Origin of the sequence: Streptococcus parasanguinis (assembly GCF_001073155.1) — a bacterium.
In the GTDB taxonomy this organism is placed as follows: Bacteria; Bacillota; Bacilli; order Lactobacillales; family Streptococcaceae; genus Streptococcus; species Streptococcus parasanguinis_D.
Genome location: NZ_JVEE01000017.1, coordinates 83,639 through 103,694, shown reverse-complemented (window position 1 = coordinate 103,694; position 20,056 = coordinate 83,639). Strand labels below are relative to the sequence as shown.

17 protein-coding genes are annotated in these 20,056 nt (G+C 43.1%); all 17 read left to right on the top strand.

The genetic code is table 11. The features are described from left to right. Positions 1 to 4 precede the first annotated feature (4 nt). The 17 genes from ADH92_RS02340 (at position 5) to ADH92_RS02260 (ending at position 20,037) form a co-directional block, all read left to right on the top strand. Positions 5 to 1,147: a glucose-1-phosphate adenylyltransferase gene (locus ADH92_RS02340; protein WP_049496743.1), complete on the top strand. Its 1,143-nt coding sequence runs from the start codon at positions 5 to 7 to the stop codon at positions 1,145 to 1,147. Further along, positions 1,137 to 2,273: a glucose-1-phosphate adenylyltransferase subunit GlgD gene (glgD, locus tag ADH92_RS02335; protein WP_049496742.1), complete on the top strand. Its 1,137-nt coding sequence runs from the start codon at positions 1,137 to 1,139 to the stop codon at positions 2,271 to 2,273. The genes ADH92_RS02340 and glgD overlap by 11 nt, the downstream gene beginning before the upstream one ends. Then, positions 2,273 to 3,700: a glycogen synthase GlgA gene (glgA, locus tag ADH92_RS02330; protein ID WP_003006424.1), complete on the top strand. Its 1,428-nt coding sequence runs from the start codon at positions 2,273 to 2,275 to the stop codon at positions 3,698 to 3,700. The genes glgD and glgA overlap by 1 nt, the downstream gene beginning before the upstream one ends. A gap of 233 nt (positions 3,701 to 3,933) precedes the next feature. Next, the gene (locus ADH92_RS02325; RefSeq protein WP_049496733.1) at positions 3,934 to 9,888 is read left to right on the top strand and encodes a ZmpA/ZmpB/ZmpC family metallo-endopeptidase; all 5,955 of its coding nucleotides are present in this window, start codon (positions 3,934 to 3,936) and stop codon (positions 9,886 to 9,888) included. A gap of 228 nt (positions 9,889 to 10,116) precedes the next feature. Then, positions 10,117 to 10,317: a F0F1 ATP synthase subunit C gene (locus tag ADH92_RS02320; RefSeq protein ID WP_003006433.1), complete on the top strand. Its 201-nt coding sequence runs from the start codon at positions 10,117 to 10,119 to the stop codon at positions 10,315 to 10,317. Positions 10,318 to 10,350: 33 nt separating this feature from the next. After that, positions 10,351 to 11,064, top strand: a complete 714-nt coding sequence (gene atpB, locus ADH92_RS02315; protein ID WP_049496732.1) for a F0F1 ATP synthase subunit A — start codon at positions 10,351 to 10,353, stop codon at positions 11,062 to 11,064. A gap of 19 nt (positions 11,065 to 11,083) precedes the next feature. Continuing rightward, on the top strand, positions 11,084 to 11,578 hold the full coding sequence (atpF, locus tag ADH92_RS02310) for a F0F1 ATP synthase subunit B (protein ID WP_049496730.1): 495 nt from the start codon (positions 11,084 to 11,086) through the stop codon (positions 11,576 to 11,578). Then, a complete protein-coding gene (locus tag ADH92_RS02305; protein ID WP_049496726.1) occupies positions 11,578 to 12,114 on the top strand; it encodes a F0F1 ATP synthase subunit delta in 537 nt (178 codons plus the stop codon). Before atpF ends, ADH92_RS02305 begins: the two co-directional genes overlap by 1 nt. Positions 12,115 to 12,129: 15 nt before the next feature. Continuing rightward, entirely contained in the window at positions 12,130 to 13,635 is a 1,506-nt protein-coding gene (gene atpA / locus ADH92_RS02300; RefSeq protein WP_049496722.1) for a F0F1 ATP synthase subunit alpha, read from the top strand. A 15-nt stretch (positions 13,636 to 13,650) separates the two neighbouring features. Continuing rightward, positions 13,651 to 14,532 carry a F0F1 ATP synthase subunit gamma gene (locus ADH92_RS02295; RefSeq protein ID WP_013903320.1) on the top strand — a complete coding sequence of 294 codons (882 nt, stop codon included), beginning with the start codon at positions 13,651 to 13,653 and terminating at the stop codon, positions 14,530 to 14,532. 85 nt (positions 14,533 to 14,617) lie between these two features. After that, entirely contained in the window at positions 14,618 to 16,024 is a 1,407-nt protein-coding gene (gene atpD, locus ADH92_RS02290) for a F0F1 ATP synthase subunit beta (RefSeq protein ID WP_013903321.1), read from the top strand. Positions 16,025 to 16,037: 13 nt separating this feature from the next. Then, entirely contained in the window at positions 16,038 to 16,457 is a 420-nt protein-coding gene (locus ADH92_RS02285; RefSeq protein ID WP_049496717.1) for a F0F1 ATP synthase subunit epsilon, read from the top strand. A 98-nt stretch (positions 16,458 to 16,555) separates the two neighbouring features. Beyond that, on the top strand, positions 16,556 to 16,786 hold the full coding sequence (locus ADH92_RS02280; protein ID WP_013903322.1) for a DUF1146 family protein: 231 nt from the start codon (positions 16,556 to 16,558) through the stop codon (positions 16,784 to 16,786). 66 nt (positions 16,787 to 16,852) lie between these two features. Continuing rightward, positions 16,853 to 18,136, top strand: a complete 1,284-nt coding sequence (gene murA, locus ADH92_RS02275; protein WP_014713091.1) for a UDP-N-acetylglucosamine 1-carboxyvinyltransferase — start codon at positions 16,853 to 16,855, stop codon at positions 18,134 to 18,136. Continuing rightward, positions 18,126 to 18,314, top strand: a complete 189-nt coding sequence (locus ADH92_RS02270; protein ID WP_049486327.1) for a DNA-directed RNA polymerase subunit beta — start codon at positions 18,126 to 18,128, stop codon at positions 18,312 to 18,314. The genes murA and ADH92_RS02270 overlap by 11 nt, the downstream gene beginning before the upstream one ends. An 82-nt stretch (positions 18,315 to 18,396) precedes the next feature. After that, positions 18,397 to 19,236 (top strand): DNA/RNA non-specific endonuclease, encoded by an 840-nt coding sequence (locus tag ADH92_RS02265; RefSeq protein ID WP_049496714.1) that lies wholly within the window; start codon positions 18,397 to 18,399, stop codon positions 19,234 to 19,236. An 81-nt stretch (positions 19,237 to 19,317) separates the two neighbouring features. Then, positions 19,318 to 20,037, top strand: coding sequence for a M57 family metalloprotease (locus tag ADH92_RS02260; protein WP_049496711.1), 720 nt, complete (start codon positions 19,318 to 19,320; stop codon positions 20,035 to 20,037). Positions 20,038 to 20,056 lie beyond the last annotated feature (19 nt).

Here is a 20,056-nt window from a genome sequence, read left to right as displayed (position 1 = left end):
GTCAATGAAGAATGAAATGCTCGCTTTAATTCTTGCCGGTGGGCAAGGAACACGTCTTGGAAAATTAACCAAAAACATCGCGAAACCTGCGGTTCAATTTGGTGGGCGCTATCGGATTATCGATTTTGCTCTCTCAAACTGTGCCAACTCAGGAATTCACAATGTTGGTGTGATTACACAGTATCAACCACTTGCCCTTAACAGCCATATTGGGAATGGTTCCAGCTGGGGCTTGGATGGAATCAATACAGGTGTGTCTATTCTCCAACCTTATTCAGCTAGTGAAGGAAATCGGTGGTTCGAAGGAACTAGTCATGCTATTCTCCAAAACATCGACTATATCGACAGCATCAATCCGGAATATGTCTTGATTCTATCTGGGGACCACATCTACAAGATGGATTACGATGACATGCTTCAAGCACACAAGGATAATAACGCAAGCTTGACTGTTGCCGTCCTAGATGTTCCTTTGAAGGAAGCAAGCCGTTTTGGAATCATGAATACAGATGCCAATAATCGGATTGTCGAATTTGAAGAAAAACCAGCGGAACCAAAATCAACTAAGGCTTCAATGGGGATTTACATCTTTGACTGGGCTCGTCTGCGCAATATGTTAGTTGCTGCTGAAAAGAGCGATATCGATATGTCAGACTTCGGTAAAAATGTCATTCCAACGTATCTAGAATCAGGCGAAAGTGTTTATGCATATGAATTCAATGGTTATTGGAAAGACGTTGGTACGATTGAGTCTCTTTGGGAAGCCAATATGGAATATATCGATCCAAATAATGCCTTGGATAGTCGCGATCGTCACTGGAAAATCTATTCACGCAACCTTATTTCACCACCAAACTTCTTTGGGGAACATGCTCACATCGAAGATTCTCTTGTAGTCGATGGTTGTTTGGTAGACGGTACAGTCAAACACTCCATCTTATCAACAGAAGCTCAAGTTCGTGAAGGAGCAGTTGTTGAAGATGCTGTCGTGATGAGCAATGCCATTATCGGTAAAGGAGCTGTCGTGAAACGCGCGATTATCGGAGAAGGTGCAGTCATTGCAGAAGGTGTCGTGATTGATGGAACAGAGGAAGTACAAGTTGTCGGTTACAATGAAAAAGTGGGGGTAGCAACAGATGAAGATTGATAAATATTCAGCCATTTTAGGAAATACAGTTGGGTATCATGATATGTCCACTTTGACCAGCCATCGTCCGGTAGCATCCCTACCGTTTGATGGGAAATACCGCTTGATTGACTTCCCGTTGTCTAGTCTTGCGAATGCTGGTATTCGTAGTGTTTTTGGGATTTTCCAACAAGAAAATATTAGTTCGGTCTTTGACCATATTCGTTCAGGTCGTGAGTGGGGCTTGTCTACTTTATTGAGCCACTATTACCTCGGAATCTATAATACTCCTGTTGAAAATACAACGGTAGGGCCAGAATATTACCAACAATTGTTGACCTATTTGAAACGGTCTGGTTCCAACCAAACAGTTGCTTTAAACTGTGATGTTTTGATGAATATTGACCTCAACCAAATTTTCCACCTTCATAATACCATTGATCGTCCGATTACAGTGGTTTATAAGAAGTTACATCTTCAAAATATCTCTGAAGTCAATGCTGTCTTGAAAATTGATGAAACAGACCATGTTTCAGAGCAAAGACTTTTTGATGGCAAGGATCCTGACGAAGTCTACAACATGTCAACAGATGTCTTTATTGTGGACACTCCTTGGTTGATTGAAAAAATTGAAGAAGAAGCTAAGAAAGAATACCCACAAAAATTGCGCTATATCTTGCGTGATTTGGCGGTGGAATACAATGCTTTTGCCTTTGAATATACAGGTTACTTAGCCAATATTCATTCAGTTGAATCATACTACCATGCAAACTTGGATATGTTGGAAAACCAAAAATTCATGAAGCTCTTTTCACCAAACCAAAAGGTGTATACGAAAGTGAAGAATGAAGAACCAACGTATTATTCCAAGACATCACATATTAAAACGTCTCAATTTGCTTCGGGTAGTATTGTAGAAGGAACCGTTGAACGTTCCATTGTTTCACGTCGGGTACGCCTTCATGAAGGTTCAGAGGTCCGCAGTAGTCTTCTCTTCCCTGGTGTTGTGATTCATGAAAATGCAATCGTCGAACATGCCATCCTGGATAAGGGTGTCGAAGTGGCTGCTGGTGTGACGATTCGTGGGACAGAAGAAGCACCTGTCGTGGTTAAAAAAGGAACGATTGTTACAGAGGATATTGTCTAATGAAACTATTATTTGTTGCAGCTGAAGGAGCACCGTTTTCTAAAACAGGTGGTTTGGGAGACGTTATTGGCGCTCTTCCTAAATCCTTAGCGAAAAGTGGTCATGATGTGCGCGTGATCCTCCCTTACTATGATATGGTAGAGGCCAAGTTTGGAGATCAAATCGAAGATGTCTTGCATTTTGAGACCAAGGTTGGCTGGAGAAGTCAATATGTGGGTGTGAAACGCATTGTGCGAGATGGAGTCACCTTTTACTTTATTGATAACCAACATTATTTCTTTAGGGGCCATGTGTATGGTGACTTTGATGATGGTGAACGCTTTGCCTTCTTCCAGCTCGCGGCCTTAGAAACGATGGAACGGGTTGACTTCATTCCAGATGTTCTTCATGCCCATGATTACCATACAGCGATGATTCCTTTCTTGCTGAAGGAAAAATACCGTTGGATTCAAGCTTATCATGGAATTAAAACAGTATTGACTATCCATAATTTGGAATTCCAAGGTCAGTTCGACCCAGGAATGTTATGGGACCTATTCGGAGTTGGATTTGAACGCTATGCAGATGGAACGCTTCGGTGGAATGATTGCCTGAACTGGATGAAAGCCGGCATTCTATATGCTGACCGTGTGACAACTGTTTCTCCTAGCTATGCGCATGAGATTATGACTGCTGAATATGGTTGTGGCTTGGATCAGATCCTTCGGATGGAGTCTGGCAAGGTGACCGGAATTGTTAACGGGATTGATGCGGATCTGTATAATCCTGAAACGGATCCACTCTTGACCTATCACTTCAGTCTCTCAGATCTTTCAGGTAAAGCAGCTAGCAAACGAGCTCTTCAAGAACGTGTTGGTCTACCTGTTCGCGATGATGTTCCTTTATTTGGGATCGTCTCTCGTTTGACACGTCAAAAAGGTTTTGATGTGGTGGTAGAAGAGTTGCATCAACTTTTGCAAAAGGATATTCAGATTGTCTTGCTCGGTACAGGAGATCCTGGATTTGAAAATGCCTTTGCTTGGTTTGGTCAAGCCTACCCAGATAAACTTTCAGCGAATATCACATTTGATGTCCAATTGGCCCAAGAAATCTATGCAGCGTCGGATGTCTTCTTGATGCCAAGCCGCTTTGAACCATGTGGCCTTTCTCAGATGATGGCCATGCGTTATGGAACTCTTCCTTTGGTGCATGAAGTCGGCGGACTTCGAGATACGGTCCAACCGTATAATGCTGTTGATGGAAGTGGAACAGGCTTTAGCTTCAATAATTTGTCTGGCTATTGGTTTAACTGGGCAGTTGATGAAGCCTTGGCTGTCTACTACAATGACAAACAGGCTTGGTATGGTCTGCAAGAGCAAGCTATGACGCGTGACTTCTCATGGGATACGGCTAGTCAACGATACAATGATTTGTACCAATCCTTATAAATAGATCTATGATACAAACGCCTTTCGAGGCGTTTTTTGTGTTGCTTTCCTCCTATAAAGAAAACGGTTCATTTTTTTGAGTTTTAGAGCTTGCTAAAATAGAAGAAAAAAGATAAGATAGGTAAAGGTAAAAAATCCCGGGAAGGTTCTTATTTCTGGAAAGGACCTCAGCCTCTCTGAAAATAATCAGGTCCCTGCTCGAGGATTAAATATTACTATATAGGAATTTTAGGATGAAAAAAGCGAAACAAACGTTTGAAAAAATGACCAAATATTCGATTCGAAAATTATCTGTCGGTGTTGGTCCGGTAGCCATTGGAGCCTTTTTATTAGGAGGAAGCTTGTTAGGAGCTCGTCCTGTCCAAGCAGATCAGGTGACCCTACCTGCTCATGTGCACTTAGGATATGTGACAGAAGAAGAGCTGACCGCTGAAGAAAAAGCACAGGTGATTCATGCAATCCCTGAAGCATATCAAAATGAAGATACTTTCTATCTCGTCTATAAGAAGAAGGAAGCAACTCAGTCGGTTCTTCCTCAAACAGGAAGTCAGGAAGTCGCCCTTTTTGGGCTAAGTCTAGCCACTGCTTCCTTTGCGGTCCTCTTACTCTCTAAAAAGCACCGGAAGAAGGTCATGGGCGTCCTTTTGATTGGAGCCATGGGACAAAGTCTTCTACTTCCAGTTGAAGTCGCAGCCCTACAAAATCAAGTTTTGCGCGCCTATAATCAGGATCTTGCGATCGCATCGAGCAAAGATCTTGCAAATGGCGTGATTCAAATTGACGGCTATGACTATATTGGTTATCTGCGCTACCCGTCAGTCCAAAAGACGAGCTTACAAGAGCCAAAGGCTATGCAGGAAACGAAACCTTCTGTAGAAGGAACGATCAAAACAAGTACAGGGATTCCACAAGTGGAACCACAAGCGCGTGTGACCCCAGAAGTCGCTCCAGCCTTTCCTCAAGTTGAAAAACCAAGCCTGGAAGTCTCTACTGAGCCTGTGCCATTTGAAACTGTCAAACAAGCTGATCCTACATTACCTAAAGGGCAAACCAAGGTGCTGACTGCTGGTCAAAATGGGGAGCGAACCTTATTGACGGAAGTGAGTATGGTAGATGGACAAGAAGTTCGCAGAGTCGTTGAAAGCAAGGTCACTAAAGAACCAGTTTCACAAATTCTTGCTGTTGGAACAAAAGAAGATGCCCAACCAACCCCTCAACCCATTCCTTCTCCAGTTGTAACGGCTAAGGGGACACAAGAAGAAGGTCATGTCGGTGAAGCTCCTGTTCAACCAGAGACTCCAGTCTATACAGGTGTGGTAGAAGCTAAGGGAACGCAGGAAGAAGGCCATGTAGGGGAAGCCCCTGTTCAACCAGAGACTCCAGCCTATACAGGAGTAGTGGAAGCCAAGGGAACACAGGAAGAAGGTCATGTAGGGGAAGCCCCTGTTCAACCGGAGAACCCAGAATATACCGGTGTAGTAGAAGCTAAGGGAACAAAGGAAGAAGGCTATGTCGGCGAATCCCCTGTTCAACCGGAGAACCCAGCCTATACAGGTGTGGTGGAAGCCAAAGGGACACAAGAAGAAGGCCATGTCGGCGAAGCTCCTGTTCAACCGGAGAACCCAGCCTATCAAGTTACAGAAGGGACGGTAACAGAGACAGAAACGGTAATCCTTCCATATGAAACAGAGTATGTAACGGATGCCAATCGTTACACCGATGAAGAAAGCCTTCTTCAGAAAGGCGAGGCTGGAAGCCAGGAGATTCATCGTGTTTATAAGACGGTCAATGGCGAGAAGATTGGCGATCCCGTGAGCACGACAACTGAAACAGTAAAAGCTCCTGTGACAGAAAAAATTAGTCGTGGGACTAAGGCGATTGAAGGCCAAAAAGATGAAGTTGCTTTTGAAGAAATTCCATTTAAGACGGTAACCGAACAAGATGCCACCTTGCTAAAAGGAACCGAAAGGGTTTCTCAAACCGGTAAGAATGGGAAGAAGAAAATCACCAAGGTCTATAAGACCATTAAGGGAGTTAAGACAACGGATGCTCCTACGATTTCTGAGGAAGTAGTTGAACAGGCGCAAGATCAGATCATTCACCAAGGGACTAAAGAACTTGAAAAGCCAACCTTGACCTTGACCAACATTGATCAGGAAGAATTGAAGCGCAGTGTCAAAGCTACTTATCATTTGGATAAACCAGACGGTGTGACCATCAAGTCCATCCAGGCTGTATTGAAGAAGGGTGATCAAGTGGTGAAAACCCTGACCCTTTCAGAGACGGACTTGGCAGCTGCTTTAGCGGACTTGGACTACTACAAGGATTATACGCTCGCAACGACCATGGTCTATGACCGTGGAAATGGGGATGAAGAAGAAGTTCTCAAGGAAGAACCACTGAGAATTGATCTTAAAAAAGTTGAAATCAAAAACATCAAGGAAACCAGTCTGATTAGCGTGGATGACCAAGGTCTTGAGACTGATAGCAGCCTCTTGACTGAAACACCGTCTGATGTGAAGCCTTACTACTTAAAGGTTACCACCCATGATAATAAGGTCACGAAACTAGCCGTTGATAAAATCGAAGAAGTGACGGTAGATGGCACGACCCTCTACAAAGTAACAGCCAAAGCTCCTGATCTCATCCAACGGACTGCGGACAACCAGTTCAGTGAGGACTATGTCCACTATATTGCGAAACCAAAAGCACATGAAGGTGATGTCTACTACAATTTCAACGAACTTGTAAAAGCCATGCAAGCCAATCCGACTGGTACCTTTAAGATTGGTAGCAATATGAATGCGGCTAATGTCCAGCCAGCAGGGAAATCCTATGTGACCAATGCCTTCAAGGGAATTTTGGAAAGTACGGATGGAAATACATTTGCCATCCATAATATCACGCGACCACTGTTTGGGAACATCGAAGGTGGCTCGGTTAAGAATCTCTTGCTTGAAAATGTTGCGATTGACCTACCTGGGACTGATCGAGTAGCTCCAATCGCAGGTGTCATCAAAAATAATGCAACTGTTGAAAATGTTAAAGTAACAGGAAGTGTTGTTGGGAACAATGACGTAGCTGGTATTATCAATAAAATTGATGGCAGTGGGAAAGTAAGTAATGTCGCCTTTATCGGGAAACTGCACGCTGCTGGGAACAAAGGTGGCTATCTAGCGGGTGTTGTTGGTGAGAACTGGAAGGGTGTCGTAGAAAAAGCTTACGTTGATGCTGAAATCACTGGGAACAAAGCCAAAGCTGCAGGTCTCGTTTATTCCTCTCAAAATGGTGGAAATAACCACACAGTAGGTAAAGAAGGGGTTCTCAGAAATTCAGTTGCTAAAGGTTCAATTGAACTCAAAGAAGCGGTTCAATCTGGTGGATTACTGGGGACCAACTGGGCCTTGGGGACTATTGAAGACAACATCACCATGATGAAAGTCAAAACGGGTGAGATGGTCTTCGGACACTCGGATATCGACGCTGATGATTACTTCACCTATTCAAGAACCAAGCGCAATTACAGCGTGGAAGGCGTGAGTGAAGGGAAGAAATCCTTTAACAACTCCCGTAAAATCCCTAGCATCTCGCTGGCAGAAGCTGAGCAGAAAATCGAAGCAATGGGAATTACAGCTGATACATTCACCAGCAGCAAACCGATTGAAGACACGCTCAATCACCTTGTTAGCAAAGACGATCAATACAAGGCCATCACTGCTTACGATGCGACTCGTGAGCTGGCTTACCGTAATATTGCTAAATTGCAACCATTCTACAATAAAGAGTGGATTGTCGACCAAGGGAATAAATTGGCTGCGACGAGCCCTCTTTTGACCAAGGAAGTCTTGTCTGTGACCGCTATGAAGGGCAATGATTTTGTCACGGAACTAGCAGATGCTGATCACATCCTGATCCATTATGCCGATAAGACCAAAGATGTCTTTAGCATGACACCGAAAGATTCTAAAGTCAAACAAGTCAAAGAGTACAGTGTGGCGGAGCTCGGTGAAGTAGTCTACACGCCAAATATGGTGGACAAGGACCGTAGCGATCTCATCAGTGCCATCGTAGAGAAATTAAGTCCTGTAGAATTGCAATCAGATCCAATCTACACTCACTTAGGTCGAACAGGACCTAACAAAGTCAATGCCATTAAGAACCTTTACCTCGAAGAAAGTTTCCAAGAAGTCAAGGATAATCTGACTCACTTTGTCAAACAACTGGTTGAAAACCAAGACCATCAATTAAACACAGATGAGGCTGCTAAACGTGCCCTTATCAAGAAAGTTGATGACAACAAGGCGGCCGTTCTTTTAGGGCTTTCTTACCTCAATCGCTATTACGGAGTGAAGTTCGATGATGTCAATCTTAAGCAGCTCATGTTGTTCAAGCCAGACTTCTATGGGAAGAATGTTGATGTCTTAGACCGTTTGATTGAAATTGGTTCAAAAGAAGACTACATCAAAGGAACTCGTACCCATGATGCCTTCCGAGAAGTCGTTGCGAAGTCTACTCTTTCTAGCAACCTAAATGACTTCCTGAAGTACAATATGGACCTCTTTACAACTGATACAGACTTGAATGATTGGTTCATCAAAGCAACCAAAGACAATGTCTATATTGTGGAGCCTGAGACGACCAATCCAGCTTTCGCATCTGCTAAGCATAGAGCCTATGAGGGCTTAAACAATGATATTCACGGTAAAATGATCTTGCCACTCTTGAATCTTAAAGATGCGCACATGTTCTTGATTTCAACATACAATACCTTGGCCTATAGTTCCTTCGAGAAATACGGTAAAAACACTGAGGCAGAACGAAATGCCTTCAAGGCGGAAATTGATAAAGTAGCAAAAGCCCAACAGGACTACTTGGATTTCTGGTCGCGATTAGCAGCTGATAATGTTCGCAACCAGCTCCTAAAGAGCAATAATATGGTGCCGACCCCTGTCCTTGATAATCAAAACTATAAAGGCATTAGTACAGACCGTTATGGCCATACGAATAGTGGAAAAGATGTCGCTCCAATTCGTGAATTATATGGACCAACTGATCGTTACCATGCGACAGATTGGCGCATGGGAGCAACCGCTCGTGTCTATGGAAATCCTTATAAAGATGATTCGGTCTTCTTTATGGTGACGGATATGATCAGTGACTTTGGGATTTCTGCTTTTACCCATGAAACGACGCACGTCAATGACCGTATGGTATACTTGGGTGGCTGGAGACACCGTGAAGGAACGGATCTAGAAGCCTATGCTCAAGGCATGCTCCAAACGCCATCCGTATCCAATCCAAATGGGGAATACAAAGCTCTAGGTCTCAACATGGCCTATGAACGTCCAAACGACGGCAACCAATGGTACAATACCAATCCAAATGATTTGAAGTCACGTGACGAAATTGATCGGTATATGAAAGGCTATAATGACACTCTCATGCTTCTGGATTACCTAGAAGGAGAAGCCGTCCTCAATAAAGGCAGTCAAGACTTGAACAATGCATGGTTCAAGAAGGTTGATAAACAATACCGAGGAGCGAACACCAAGAATCAATTCGATAAGGTTCGACCGTTGAGTGATGAGGAAAAAGCCATTGCTTTACATACAGTAGATGACCTCATCACCAATAATTTCATGACCAACCGTGGTCCTGGAAATGGCGTCTATAATCCATCTGACTTTGGTTCAGCCTATGTGACTGTGCCGATGATGACAGGGATCTATGGTGGGAACACCAGTGAAGGGGCTCCTGGAGCCATGTCCTTCAAACACAATACTTTCAGGATTTGGGGCTATTATGGCTATGAAAAAGGATTCCTGGGTTATGCTTCGAACAAGTATAAACAAGAATCCAAACAAGCTGGACTTGCCACTCTAGGAGATGACTTCATCATTAGCAAGATTTCTGATGGAAAATTTAACACTCTTGAAGACTGGAAGAAAGCTTACTTCAATGAAGTTGTGACAAGTGCCAAAAATGGAATTCAGGCTATTGACATCGATGGTAAAACCTACAATAGCTATGAAGACTTGAAACGTGCATTTGCTGATGCAGTGGATAAAGATAAGGCTACTCTAAGTAACGGTTCTGTCAAATTTGACAATACGGTTGAACTGAAAGAAAAAATCTTTAAGAAATTGCTACAACAAACGGACAGTTTCAAAACCTCTATCTTTAAATAATTGAATTCTCTCATCTGCTGAGCAGGTGAGAGTTTTTTAGAAGAAAAAATGAATAGAGGTGGACAAAGTGTCTAAAAATTAAAAGGAATCAATCGTAGATCGGAAAAATTATCATATTAAAAAAATAACGTAATTTAACAAAAACGCTTTCTTTTCTAGGAAATATTTGACTATTATATCTTTTAGGAGTAAACTAAGGAGGTAAAATTAATAAAAGGAGAATTCATCATGAATTTAACATTTTTAGGTCTTTGTTTAGCCTGTTTTGGTGTATCACTGGCAGAAGGTTTGATGATGAGCAGCTTATTGAAATCTGCGTCTCGTCAACCAGAAATTATCGGTCAATTACGTAGTCTTTTGATCCTTGGTGTTGCCTTTGTCGAAGGTACTTTCTTCGTAACTTTGGTTATGGCCTTTATTATCAAATAAGCACTTCTAATTTAGAAAAGGAGGTGTCAAAACTTGGAAGAAAGTATCACTCCAACGATAACTCTTGGACCTGTAACTTTTAATTTGACCCTACTTGCTATGACCTTGATTGCTGTTTTGGTGGTTTTTGGCTTTATTTATTGGGCCAGCCGAAAAATGTCGATCCGACCCAAGGGCAAACAAAATGTGCTGGAATACGCATATGACTTTGTCGTAGGCTTTACAAAAGGAAATATTGGGGAACATTATATAAAGGACTATTCCTTGTTCTTGTTTGTTCTTTTCCTATTTCTTTTAGTGGCCAATAACATTGGATTGATGGCTAAAATCGAAACGACCAATGGTTACAATTTGTGGACATCACCAACCGCTAACCTCGGTTATGACTTTGCCTTTTCATTTTTGATCACCTTAATCGCCCATGTAGAAGGAATTCGCCGACGTGGTGTGAAGGAATATTTAAAGGCTTTTGTGACACCTGGATTTATGACCCCCATGAATATTTTGGAAGAATTAACGAACTTTGCCTCCTTGGCACTTCGGATCTTCGGAAATATCTTTGCGGGTGAGGTACTAGCAAGCTTACTTGTGACTTTGTCGCATCAGGCTGTTTATTGGTATCCATTTGCCTTTATTGGAAGCATGGCGTGGACAGCGTTTTCGATTTTCATTTCATGTATCCAAGCCTATGTGTTTACCATGTTGTCATCAATCTATATTGGTAAGAAAATTAATGGCGAAGAGTAAGTAGAGGAGGAGTAGAAGAATGCATGTATCAATGAGTGAAATTATTGGTAACTTTATTCTCATTGCTGGTTCCTTCCTATTATTAATCTTTTTAATAAAGAAATTTGCATGGAACAATATCAATGTAATTTTAGAAGCGCGTGCCAAAAAGATTACAGATGATATTGATGGAGCAGAATCAGCTCGTCAAAAAGCTGAGGAACTAGCAAGTAAACGTGAAGAAGAGTTGGCAGGTAGCCGCAAAGAAGCTGCGTCTATCGTCGAAAATGCAAAGGAAACTGCAGAAAAGAATAAATCTCAGATCCTTTCAGAAGCCACTCAAGAAGCAGTACGTTTGAAAGAAAAAGCGCAACAAGAAATTGCGCATAAAAAAGAAGAAGCATTGAACAGTATCAAAGGTGATGTGGCAGATCTCACTGTCAATCTTGCCAGCAAATTGTTGAGCCAACAGCTGGATGCTGAAGGTCAACGCCAACTGATCGATCGCTATCTTGATGAATTAGGAGAAGCCTAATGGACAAAAAGCAACTGATGGTGATTGAGAAATATACCCAGCCTTTTGTTCAATTGGTCTTTGAAAAAGGAGTACAAGACCTAGTCTTTGAAAAATTGACCCAAATCAAGGGTGTTTTTGAGGAGACTGGACTTGCTAACTTCTTAGCTCATATCGGTGTAGAGGATGAAGAGAAAGCAAAAAGTCTAAGACTTTTTCAATCCTCTGATTCACAATTACTCGACCATTTGATTGAAGTGGTTATTCTCAATCATCGTGAAGCCTTATTTTATGACATTGTAACGATTTGTTTGGATCAGATTCAACTATTGAGCAACGCTTTTGTCGTCACTGTTACGACGGTTGCTGGTTTGGATCCTGTTCAAGAGCAAAAGCTAATCCCCATTATCGAAAGAAAATTTGGGATTCAAGTTCGCTCGATCCAACAAAAGATCGATCCAGATTTAATTGGTGGCTTTGTCGTGACAGCCAATCATAAAACGTTGGATACCAGTCTCAAACACCAATTGCAAGTTATAAAATCTAAATTGAAATAGAAAGTGGTGTGAATTTTGGCGATTAACGCACAAGAAATCAGCGCTTTAATTAAGCAACAAATTGAAAATTTCAAGCCAAACTTTGACGTCACTGAGACAGGTGTTGTAACCTACATTGGTGACGGGATTGCCCGTGCTCATGGTCTTGAAAATGCCATGAGTGGTGAGTTGTTGATCTTTGAAAATGGCTCATACGGGATGGCCCAAAACTTAGAAACAACGGATGTCGGGATCATCATTTTGGGTGATTTCACGGATATTCGTGAAGGAGACTCTGTCCGTCGTACAGGTAAAATCATGGAAGTCCCTGCAGGGGATGCCTTGATTGGTCGGGTTGTCAACCCACTTGGCCAACCAGTGGATGGTTTGGGTGAGATTGTGACAGATAAATTCCGTCCAGTTGAAACACCAGCTCCTGGCGTTATGCAACGGAAATCTGTCTCAGAACCCCTACAAACTGGTTTGAAAGCCATTGATGCCCTCGTTCCAATCGGACGTGGCCAACGGGAATTGATTATCGGGGACCGTCAAACAGGGAAAACTTCGATTGCCATCGATACCATCTTGAACCAAAAGGGTCAAGACATGATCTGTATCTATGTGGCGATTGGTCAAAAAGAATCAACAGTTCGTACGCAAGTAGAAACTCTTCGTAAATACGGAGCCATGGATTATACGATTGTGGTAACCGCTTCGGCTTCCCAACCGTCTCCATTGCTCTACTTGGCACCTTATGCCGGGGTTGCTATGGCAGAAGAGTTCATGTATAACGGTAAACACGTTTTGATCGTCTATGATGATTTGTCAAAACAAGCCGTAGCCTACCGTGAATTGTCCCTTCTTCTCCGTCGTCCACCAGGACGTGAAGCCTTCCCAGGGGATGTCTTCTATCTCCACAGCCGTTTGTTGGAACGTTCTGCGAAAGTTTCAGATGAATTGGGTGGGGGTTCTATTACAGCTCTTCCAATCATTGAAACCCAAGCAGGAGATATTTCTGCTTATATCGCAACCAACGTGATTTCGATCACAGACGGACAAATCTTCTTGCAAGATAGTTTGTTCAATGCTGGTATTCGTCCAGCCATTGATGCAGGTTCTTCTGTATCTCGTGTAGGGGGAGCTGCCCAAATCAAGGCTATGAAGAAAGTTGCGGGTACCCTTCGTATCGACCTCGCTTCCTACCGTGAATTGGAAGCCTTCACGAAATTTGGTAGTGACTTGGATGCTGCGACTCAAGCGAAATTGAACCGTGGTCGCCGAACAGTTGAAGTCTTGAAACAACCTGTTCATGAACCATTGACGGTTGAAAAACAAGTCGTGATCTTGTATGCCTTGACTCATGGTTTCTTAGATAGTGTTCCAGTAGACGACATTCTTCGTTTCCAAGAAGAGTTGTTTGATTACTTCGAAGCACATTATCATCAAATCTTTGAGACGATTCGTTCGACACATGATCTTCCAGCAGAAGAAGAACTGGATGCAGCCCTTACTGAATTTGTCAACCAGTCAAATTTCAAATAGAAATAGGAGTGGAAGATGGCAGTTTCATTAAATGATATTAAAAATAAAATTGCATCCACAAAAAACACCAGTCAAATCACCAATGCCATGCAGATGGTGTCTGCTGCCAAACTTGGTAAATCTGAGCAGGCAGCCAAGGATTTTCAGGTTTATGCTGCTAAGGTTCGTAAGCTCTTAACAGACTTGCTCCATGGACATGAAACAGAAAATACCAAGTCCCATCCGATGTTGGTGAGTCGCCCGGTAAAAAAGACAGCTTATATCGTGATTACATCCGATCGTGGTTTGGTTGGAGGTTACAATGCCTCCATCCTTAAAACCATGATGGAAATGAAGGCAGAATACCATCCAACTGGAGATGACTTTGAAGTGATCTGTATTGGAAGCGTCGGTGCGGATTTCTTCCGTGCCCGTGGGATTCAGCCGGTTTATGAATTGCGTGGTTTGCCTGATCAGCCTAGCTTTAAGGAAGTTCGCAAGATCATTTCGAAAACAGTCCAAATGTATCAGGAAGGCTTGTTTGATGAGTTGTACGTCTGTTACAACCACCACGTCAACAGTTTGACGAGTCAAATGCGGGTGGAACAAATGCTTCCAATTATTGATTTGGACCCAAATGAAGCGGATGAGGACTATGTATTGAATCTAGAATTGGAATCTAGTCGAGATGCCATTTTGGATCAATTGCTTCCTCAATTTGCTGAAAGCATGATCTATGGTGCCATTATTGATGCTAAAACAGCTGAAAATGCTGCTGGGATGATGGCCATGCAAACTGCAACAGACAATGCCAAGAAAGTCATTGATGAATTAACGATTCAATACAACCGTGCTCGTCAAGCAGCGATTACACAAGAAATTACCGAAATCGTTGCGGGTGCTAGCGCCCTTGAATAGTTGTCGGATACAATTTTAAATACAAAAACAGATGCTTGAAAGAGAACTTTTGAGCAGTAGAAATTACTTAGAATAGGAGAATGACATGAGTTTAGGCAAAATTTCTCAGGTCGTAGGTCCCGTCGTAGACGTTGCCTTTTCCGTTGGAGATAAACTTCCTGAGATCAATAATGCGCTTGTAGTCTATAAAAATGACCAACAAAAATCAAAAGTCGTTCTTGAAGTAGCTTTGGAACTTGGTGATGGGGTCGTACGGACCATCGCCATGGAATCAACCGATGGTTTAACCCGTGGAATGGAAGTCTTGGACACAGGTCGTCCAATCTCTGTTCCTGTCGGAAAAGAAACCTTGGGACGTGTCTTCAATGTTCTTGGAGATACCATTGACTTGGATCAACCTTTTGCTGAGGATGCTCCTCGTGACTCCATCCACAAAAAAGCTCCATCCTTTGACGAGCTCTCTACTTCAGAAGAAATTCTTGAAACAGGGATCAAGGTCATTGACCTCTTAGCCCCTTATTTGAAAGGTGGGAAGGTCGGACTCTTCGGTGGTGCCGGAGTTGGGAAGACTGTCTTGATTCAAGAATTAATCCATAATATTGCCCAAGAACACGGTGGTATTTCTGTATTTACCGGTGTTGGGGAACGGACACGTGAAGGGAATGACCTTTACTGGGAAATGAAAGAATCTGGCGTTATTGAAAAAACAGCCATGGTCTTTGGACAAATGAATGAGCCACCTGGAGCACGGATGCGTGTTGCTTTGACTGGTTTGACCATTGCGGAATACTTCCGTGATGTCGAAGGTCAGGACGTTCTCTTGTTTATCGACAATATCTTCCGTTTCACCCAAGCCGGATCTGAAGTATCAGCCCTTTTGGGACGGATGCCTTCAGCCGTTGGTTACCAACCTACTTTGGCAACTGAAATGGGGCAATTGCAAGAACGGATTACGTCAACCAAGAAAGGTTCTGTTACATCCATCCAAGCCATCTATGTGCCAGCCGATGACTATACAGACCCAGCGCCAGCAACCGCCTTTGCCCACTTGGATTCAACAACCAACTTGGAACGTAAATTGGTACAATTGGGGATCTACCCTGCGGTGGACCCATTGGCATCAAGCTCACGTGCCCTTTCTCCAGAAATCGTAGGAGAAGAACACTATGCAGTAGCATCTGAGGTCAAACGTGTCCTTCAGCGTTACCATGAATTGCAAGATATCATTGCTATCTTGGGGATGGATGAATTGTCTGACGAAGAAAAGACCTTGGTTGCTCGTGCTCGCCGGATCCAATTCTTCTTGTCACAAAACTTCAACGTTGCGGAACAATTTACCGGTCAACCTGGTTCATACGTACCTGTTGCAGAAACTGTTCGTGGTTTTAAAGAAATCTTGGACGGAAAATATGACCATCTTCCTGAAGATGCCTTCCGTGGTGTTGGATCGATCGAAGATGTGATTGCCAAAGCTGAAAAAATGGGATTCTAAGAAGAGGTGAAAGATGAGTCAAATGAACGTCCAAATCGTTACACCGGATGGACTGGTTTATGATCATCATGCCGCATTTGTATCTGTCAAGACAATTGATGGTGAATTAGGGATTTTACCTCATCATATCAATACCATTGCGGTTTTGGCTGTAGACCAAGTAAAGGTTCGTCGGATAGACGATGACAAACATATTGATTGGATTGCAGTCAATGGGGGGATTATCGAAGTAGCAGGTAATGTCATTACCATTGTTGCCGATTCTGCCGAACGTGCTCGAGATATCGACATTAGTCGTGCAGAACGTGCCAAACTGCGAGCTGAAAAAGCGATTGAAGAAGCCAAAGATCAGCATTCGGTTGATATGGAACGTCGTGCTAAAATTGCTCTTCAACGCGCCATTAACCGGATTAATGTCGGAAATCGTTTATAACATATTAAAAAATAAGGTAGAGGTCTTGTCCTCGCCTTATTTTTGTTGAGTGAGAATCAAAAGAAGAAAGTGAGAATCAAATATGGTATAATAGCTGTATGATCCAAATGATTTTTAACTTTTCAAGCCATTTATTGTTTATCTTTTTTGCCTATTACCTATTGTTGAACCTAGTTCAATGGGAAAAGTTTTTAAAAGTAAGTACTGAAAATGCTGTTAAAATCCGTTTTTTGATCTTGATGCTCAGCATTGGAATCGGCTATCTAGCCAGCTCATTTTTTATCAGCGTGTATGAGATGAGTCGGCAGATTTTTATTGGCCAATTCTAGCCACATTTTATCAAAAATATGGTATGATAGAAGTCGTGACTTTAAGAAATTGGAGAACAATCCCGTATGGAAAAAATAATCGTTAATGGTGGAAATAATCGACTAGTTGGAACTGTCAAAATCGAAGGAGCAAAAAACGCTGTCCTTCCGCTTCTTGCTGCAACAGTCCTTGCAAGTGAGGGCGTGACAACCTTAAAAAACGTCCCTGTTTTATCAGATGTCTTCACAATGAACAATGTCGTTCGTGGTTTGAATGCACAAGTGACCTTCAATGAAGAAGAAAATACGGTTGTCGTAGATGCGCAAGAAAAATTATCAGAGGAAGCGCCTTATAAGTATGTGAGCAAGATGCGGGCCTCTATCGTTGTCTTGGGTCCTGTCTTGGCACGCAATGGCCATGCTAAAGTTTCCATGCCTGGAGGCTGTACGATCGGTAGTCGTCCAATAGACCTCCATCTCAAAGGTCTGGAAGCCATGGGGGCTGAAATTACACAAACGGCCGGCTATATTGAAGCGAAAGCAGATCGTCTCAAGGGAGCACATATCTATATGGACTTCCCATCAGTAGGGGCGACACAAAATATTATGATGGCTGCAACCTTGGCTGATGGAGTCACCGTGATTGAAAATGCTGCGCGGGAACCTGAGATTGTTGACCTAGCTCTTTTGCTCAACAAAATGGGAGCTAATGTCAAGGGGGCAGGAACTGAGACCTTAACCATCGTCGGTGTGGAGAGCTTGCACGGGGCAGACCACAATGTTGTACAAGACCGCATCGAAGCTGGAACCTTTATGATTGGGGCAGCCATGACCGGTGGAGATGTCTTGATCGAAGATGCCATTTGGGAACACAATCGTCCTCTGCTGTCTAAGATGCAGGAGATGGGCGTGACGGTAACCGAAGAAGAAAATGGAATTCGGATTCAATCGGATATCAGTAAGCTCCGTCCAGTGACCGTTAAAACTCTTCCCTACCCAGGATTCCCAACTGATATGCAGGCTCAATTTACAGCCTTGATGGCCATGGCTAAGGGTGAGTCCACCATGATTGAAACCGTCTTTGAGAATCGTTTCCAACATTTGGAAGAAATGCGTCGAATGGGCGTTCACTCAGATATTATGCGGGATACAGCTCGTATCGTAGGAGGTGAAAGCTTCCAAGGTGCAGAGGTCATGTCGACCGATTTGCGCGCGAGTGCAACGCTTGTCTTGATGGGCTTAGTGGCAGAAGGAGAAACAAAGGTCAGCAAATTAAGTCACTTAGACCGTGGTTATTATCAATTCCATGAGAAATTGGTGGCACTTGGTGCAGACGTGAAACGTGTAGAGGAAGCAGACGATGAAAACTAATCTTCGCTATGTTGGAAAACAGCTAGGAATTGTCCTCCTGTTGGCTGTGATTGGCATCATCATTTTTGCAATTGGTTTGGTCATTGGCTATGGAGTGATTGGCGATGGAAAAAATCCATGGTCCATTCTCTCTCCGGATACCTGGTCAGAAATCATTGGAAAGCTAACCGGCAAATAAGATTTAAATAACATTGAGTAAAAAGGAGAGCAGCGAATTGAGTCAGTGACCCATCTAGCGCTGCTCTTTTTTGGAGAGAGGTATGACAAAACAAACAGTAAGCAAACGAACCAAACAAACCTTAGCAGGTTTTGTGGTGGCAACAGCCCTAGCAATCGGGGGCTATTATTTTAATCAACCGACAATAAAAGAAGCGACGGATCAGGTTGTTTCCGTGGTGACCAGTAGCCAAGAGGAAACACCCAGTAAAGAGTTAGCTAGCTCTGTACTAACGAAATCTGCTCGTTCACAATTAGGAAATGACATAGAATGGAACGGAGCTGGAGCCTTTGTCGTTAAGGGCAATCGAACAGATTTGGATGCCAGTGTGGCTAGTCAACCCTATGCGGATAACAAGACAAAAGAAGTCAATGGAAAGACCGTACCGACAGTTGCCAATGCCATCATGACTAAGGCGACTCGTCAGTACAGAGATCGCGATGCAACAGGAAGTGGCCTAACCGATTGGAAACCTGCAGGTTGGCATCAGGTTCATAATCTGTCAGGCGAGTACGACCATGCTGTGGATAGAGGTCATCTATTGGGTTACGCCTTGATCGGCAATCTCAAAGGCTTTGACGCCTCTACTAGCAATCCCAAAAATATCGCCGTGCAAACGGCTTGGTCCAATCAAGCCAATGATCCTCATTCCACTGGTCAAAACTACTATGAGACCCTGGTTCGAAAAGCCCTAGATAAGAACAAGCGGGTCCGCTATCGGGTCACTTTGATCTACAATCAGCCGGAAGATCTGATTCCTTTAGGTTCTCAGATCGAAGCCAAATCGAGTGACGGGACTCTTGAGTTCAATGTCTTTGTTCCTAATGTTCAAAGTGGAATGAGCCTGGATTACCAGACAGGAAAAGTAACCATCCATCAATAAGCAAAAAAGCAGGTTTATTTAAGTTATTTTTAAGAATGGAGTGTTACAATTGCATACCTTCTTTAAGAGAAAGGAGAATGTATGAGAACTATTTTTCGGTTTTTCAGAGGAATCCTTCGCATGGCTTGGAGTCTCTTTTGGGGATTTTTCTGGACCATTGCGATCAGTTTTCTCATCCTTGTGGGGATCATCTATTTCACAGATTCTCCTAGTTCTGGTATGGATGGGGTTGGGCGAGCTGCCCAAAAGGTTGTCTATCAAGTTGGAAATTTATTTGGTGATCAGGGCTTTGCATCGCGCTTTGGGATGGCGCCTAGCTCACAGACGACGCAGACGGATAATCATGAGCATAGTGGTGCTCGCTGGGAAAAAGCAGAGGCCACGGTTTATCTAGATCCCAATATCAGTCAAACTTTTATAAAAGCCTATCAGGATGCCATTGAGGCTTGGAACCAAACAGGTACCTTTACTTTCAAGCTGGTCACAAATGAAAAAGAGGCCAATGTGGTCTTGACCGAAATGGACAACGCATCCGTTTCTGCAGCAGGAGAGACTGCCTCTCAAACTAACCTCTTAACCAATCGGTTCACCCACATCACAGTTCGCCTCAATCGCCATTATCTGTTAAATTATATCTATAACTATAGTTATGATCGGATTGTCAATACAGCTGAGCATGAGCTAGGCCATGCGATTGGGTTGGACCACACAGATGGAGAATCGGTCATGCAACCAGCTGGCTCTTTCTACAGTATTCAGGATTCAGATGTAGAAGCAGTCCGGCAATTATACAAGGAATAATGAGTTTTAAAATACTTGC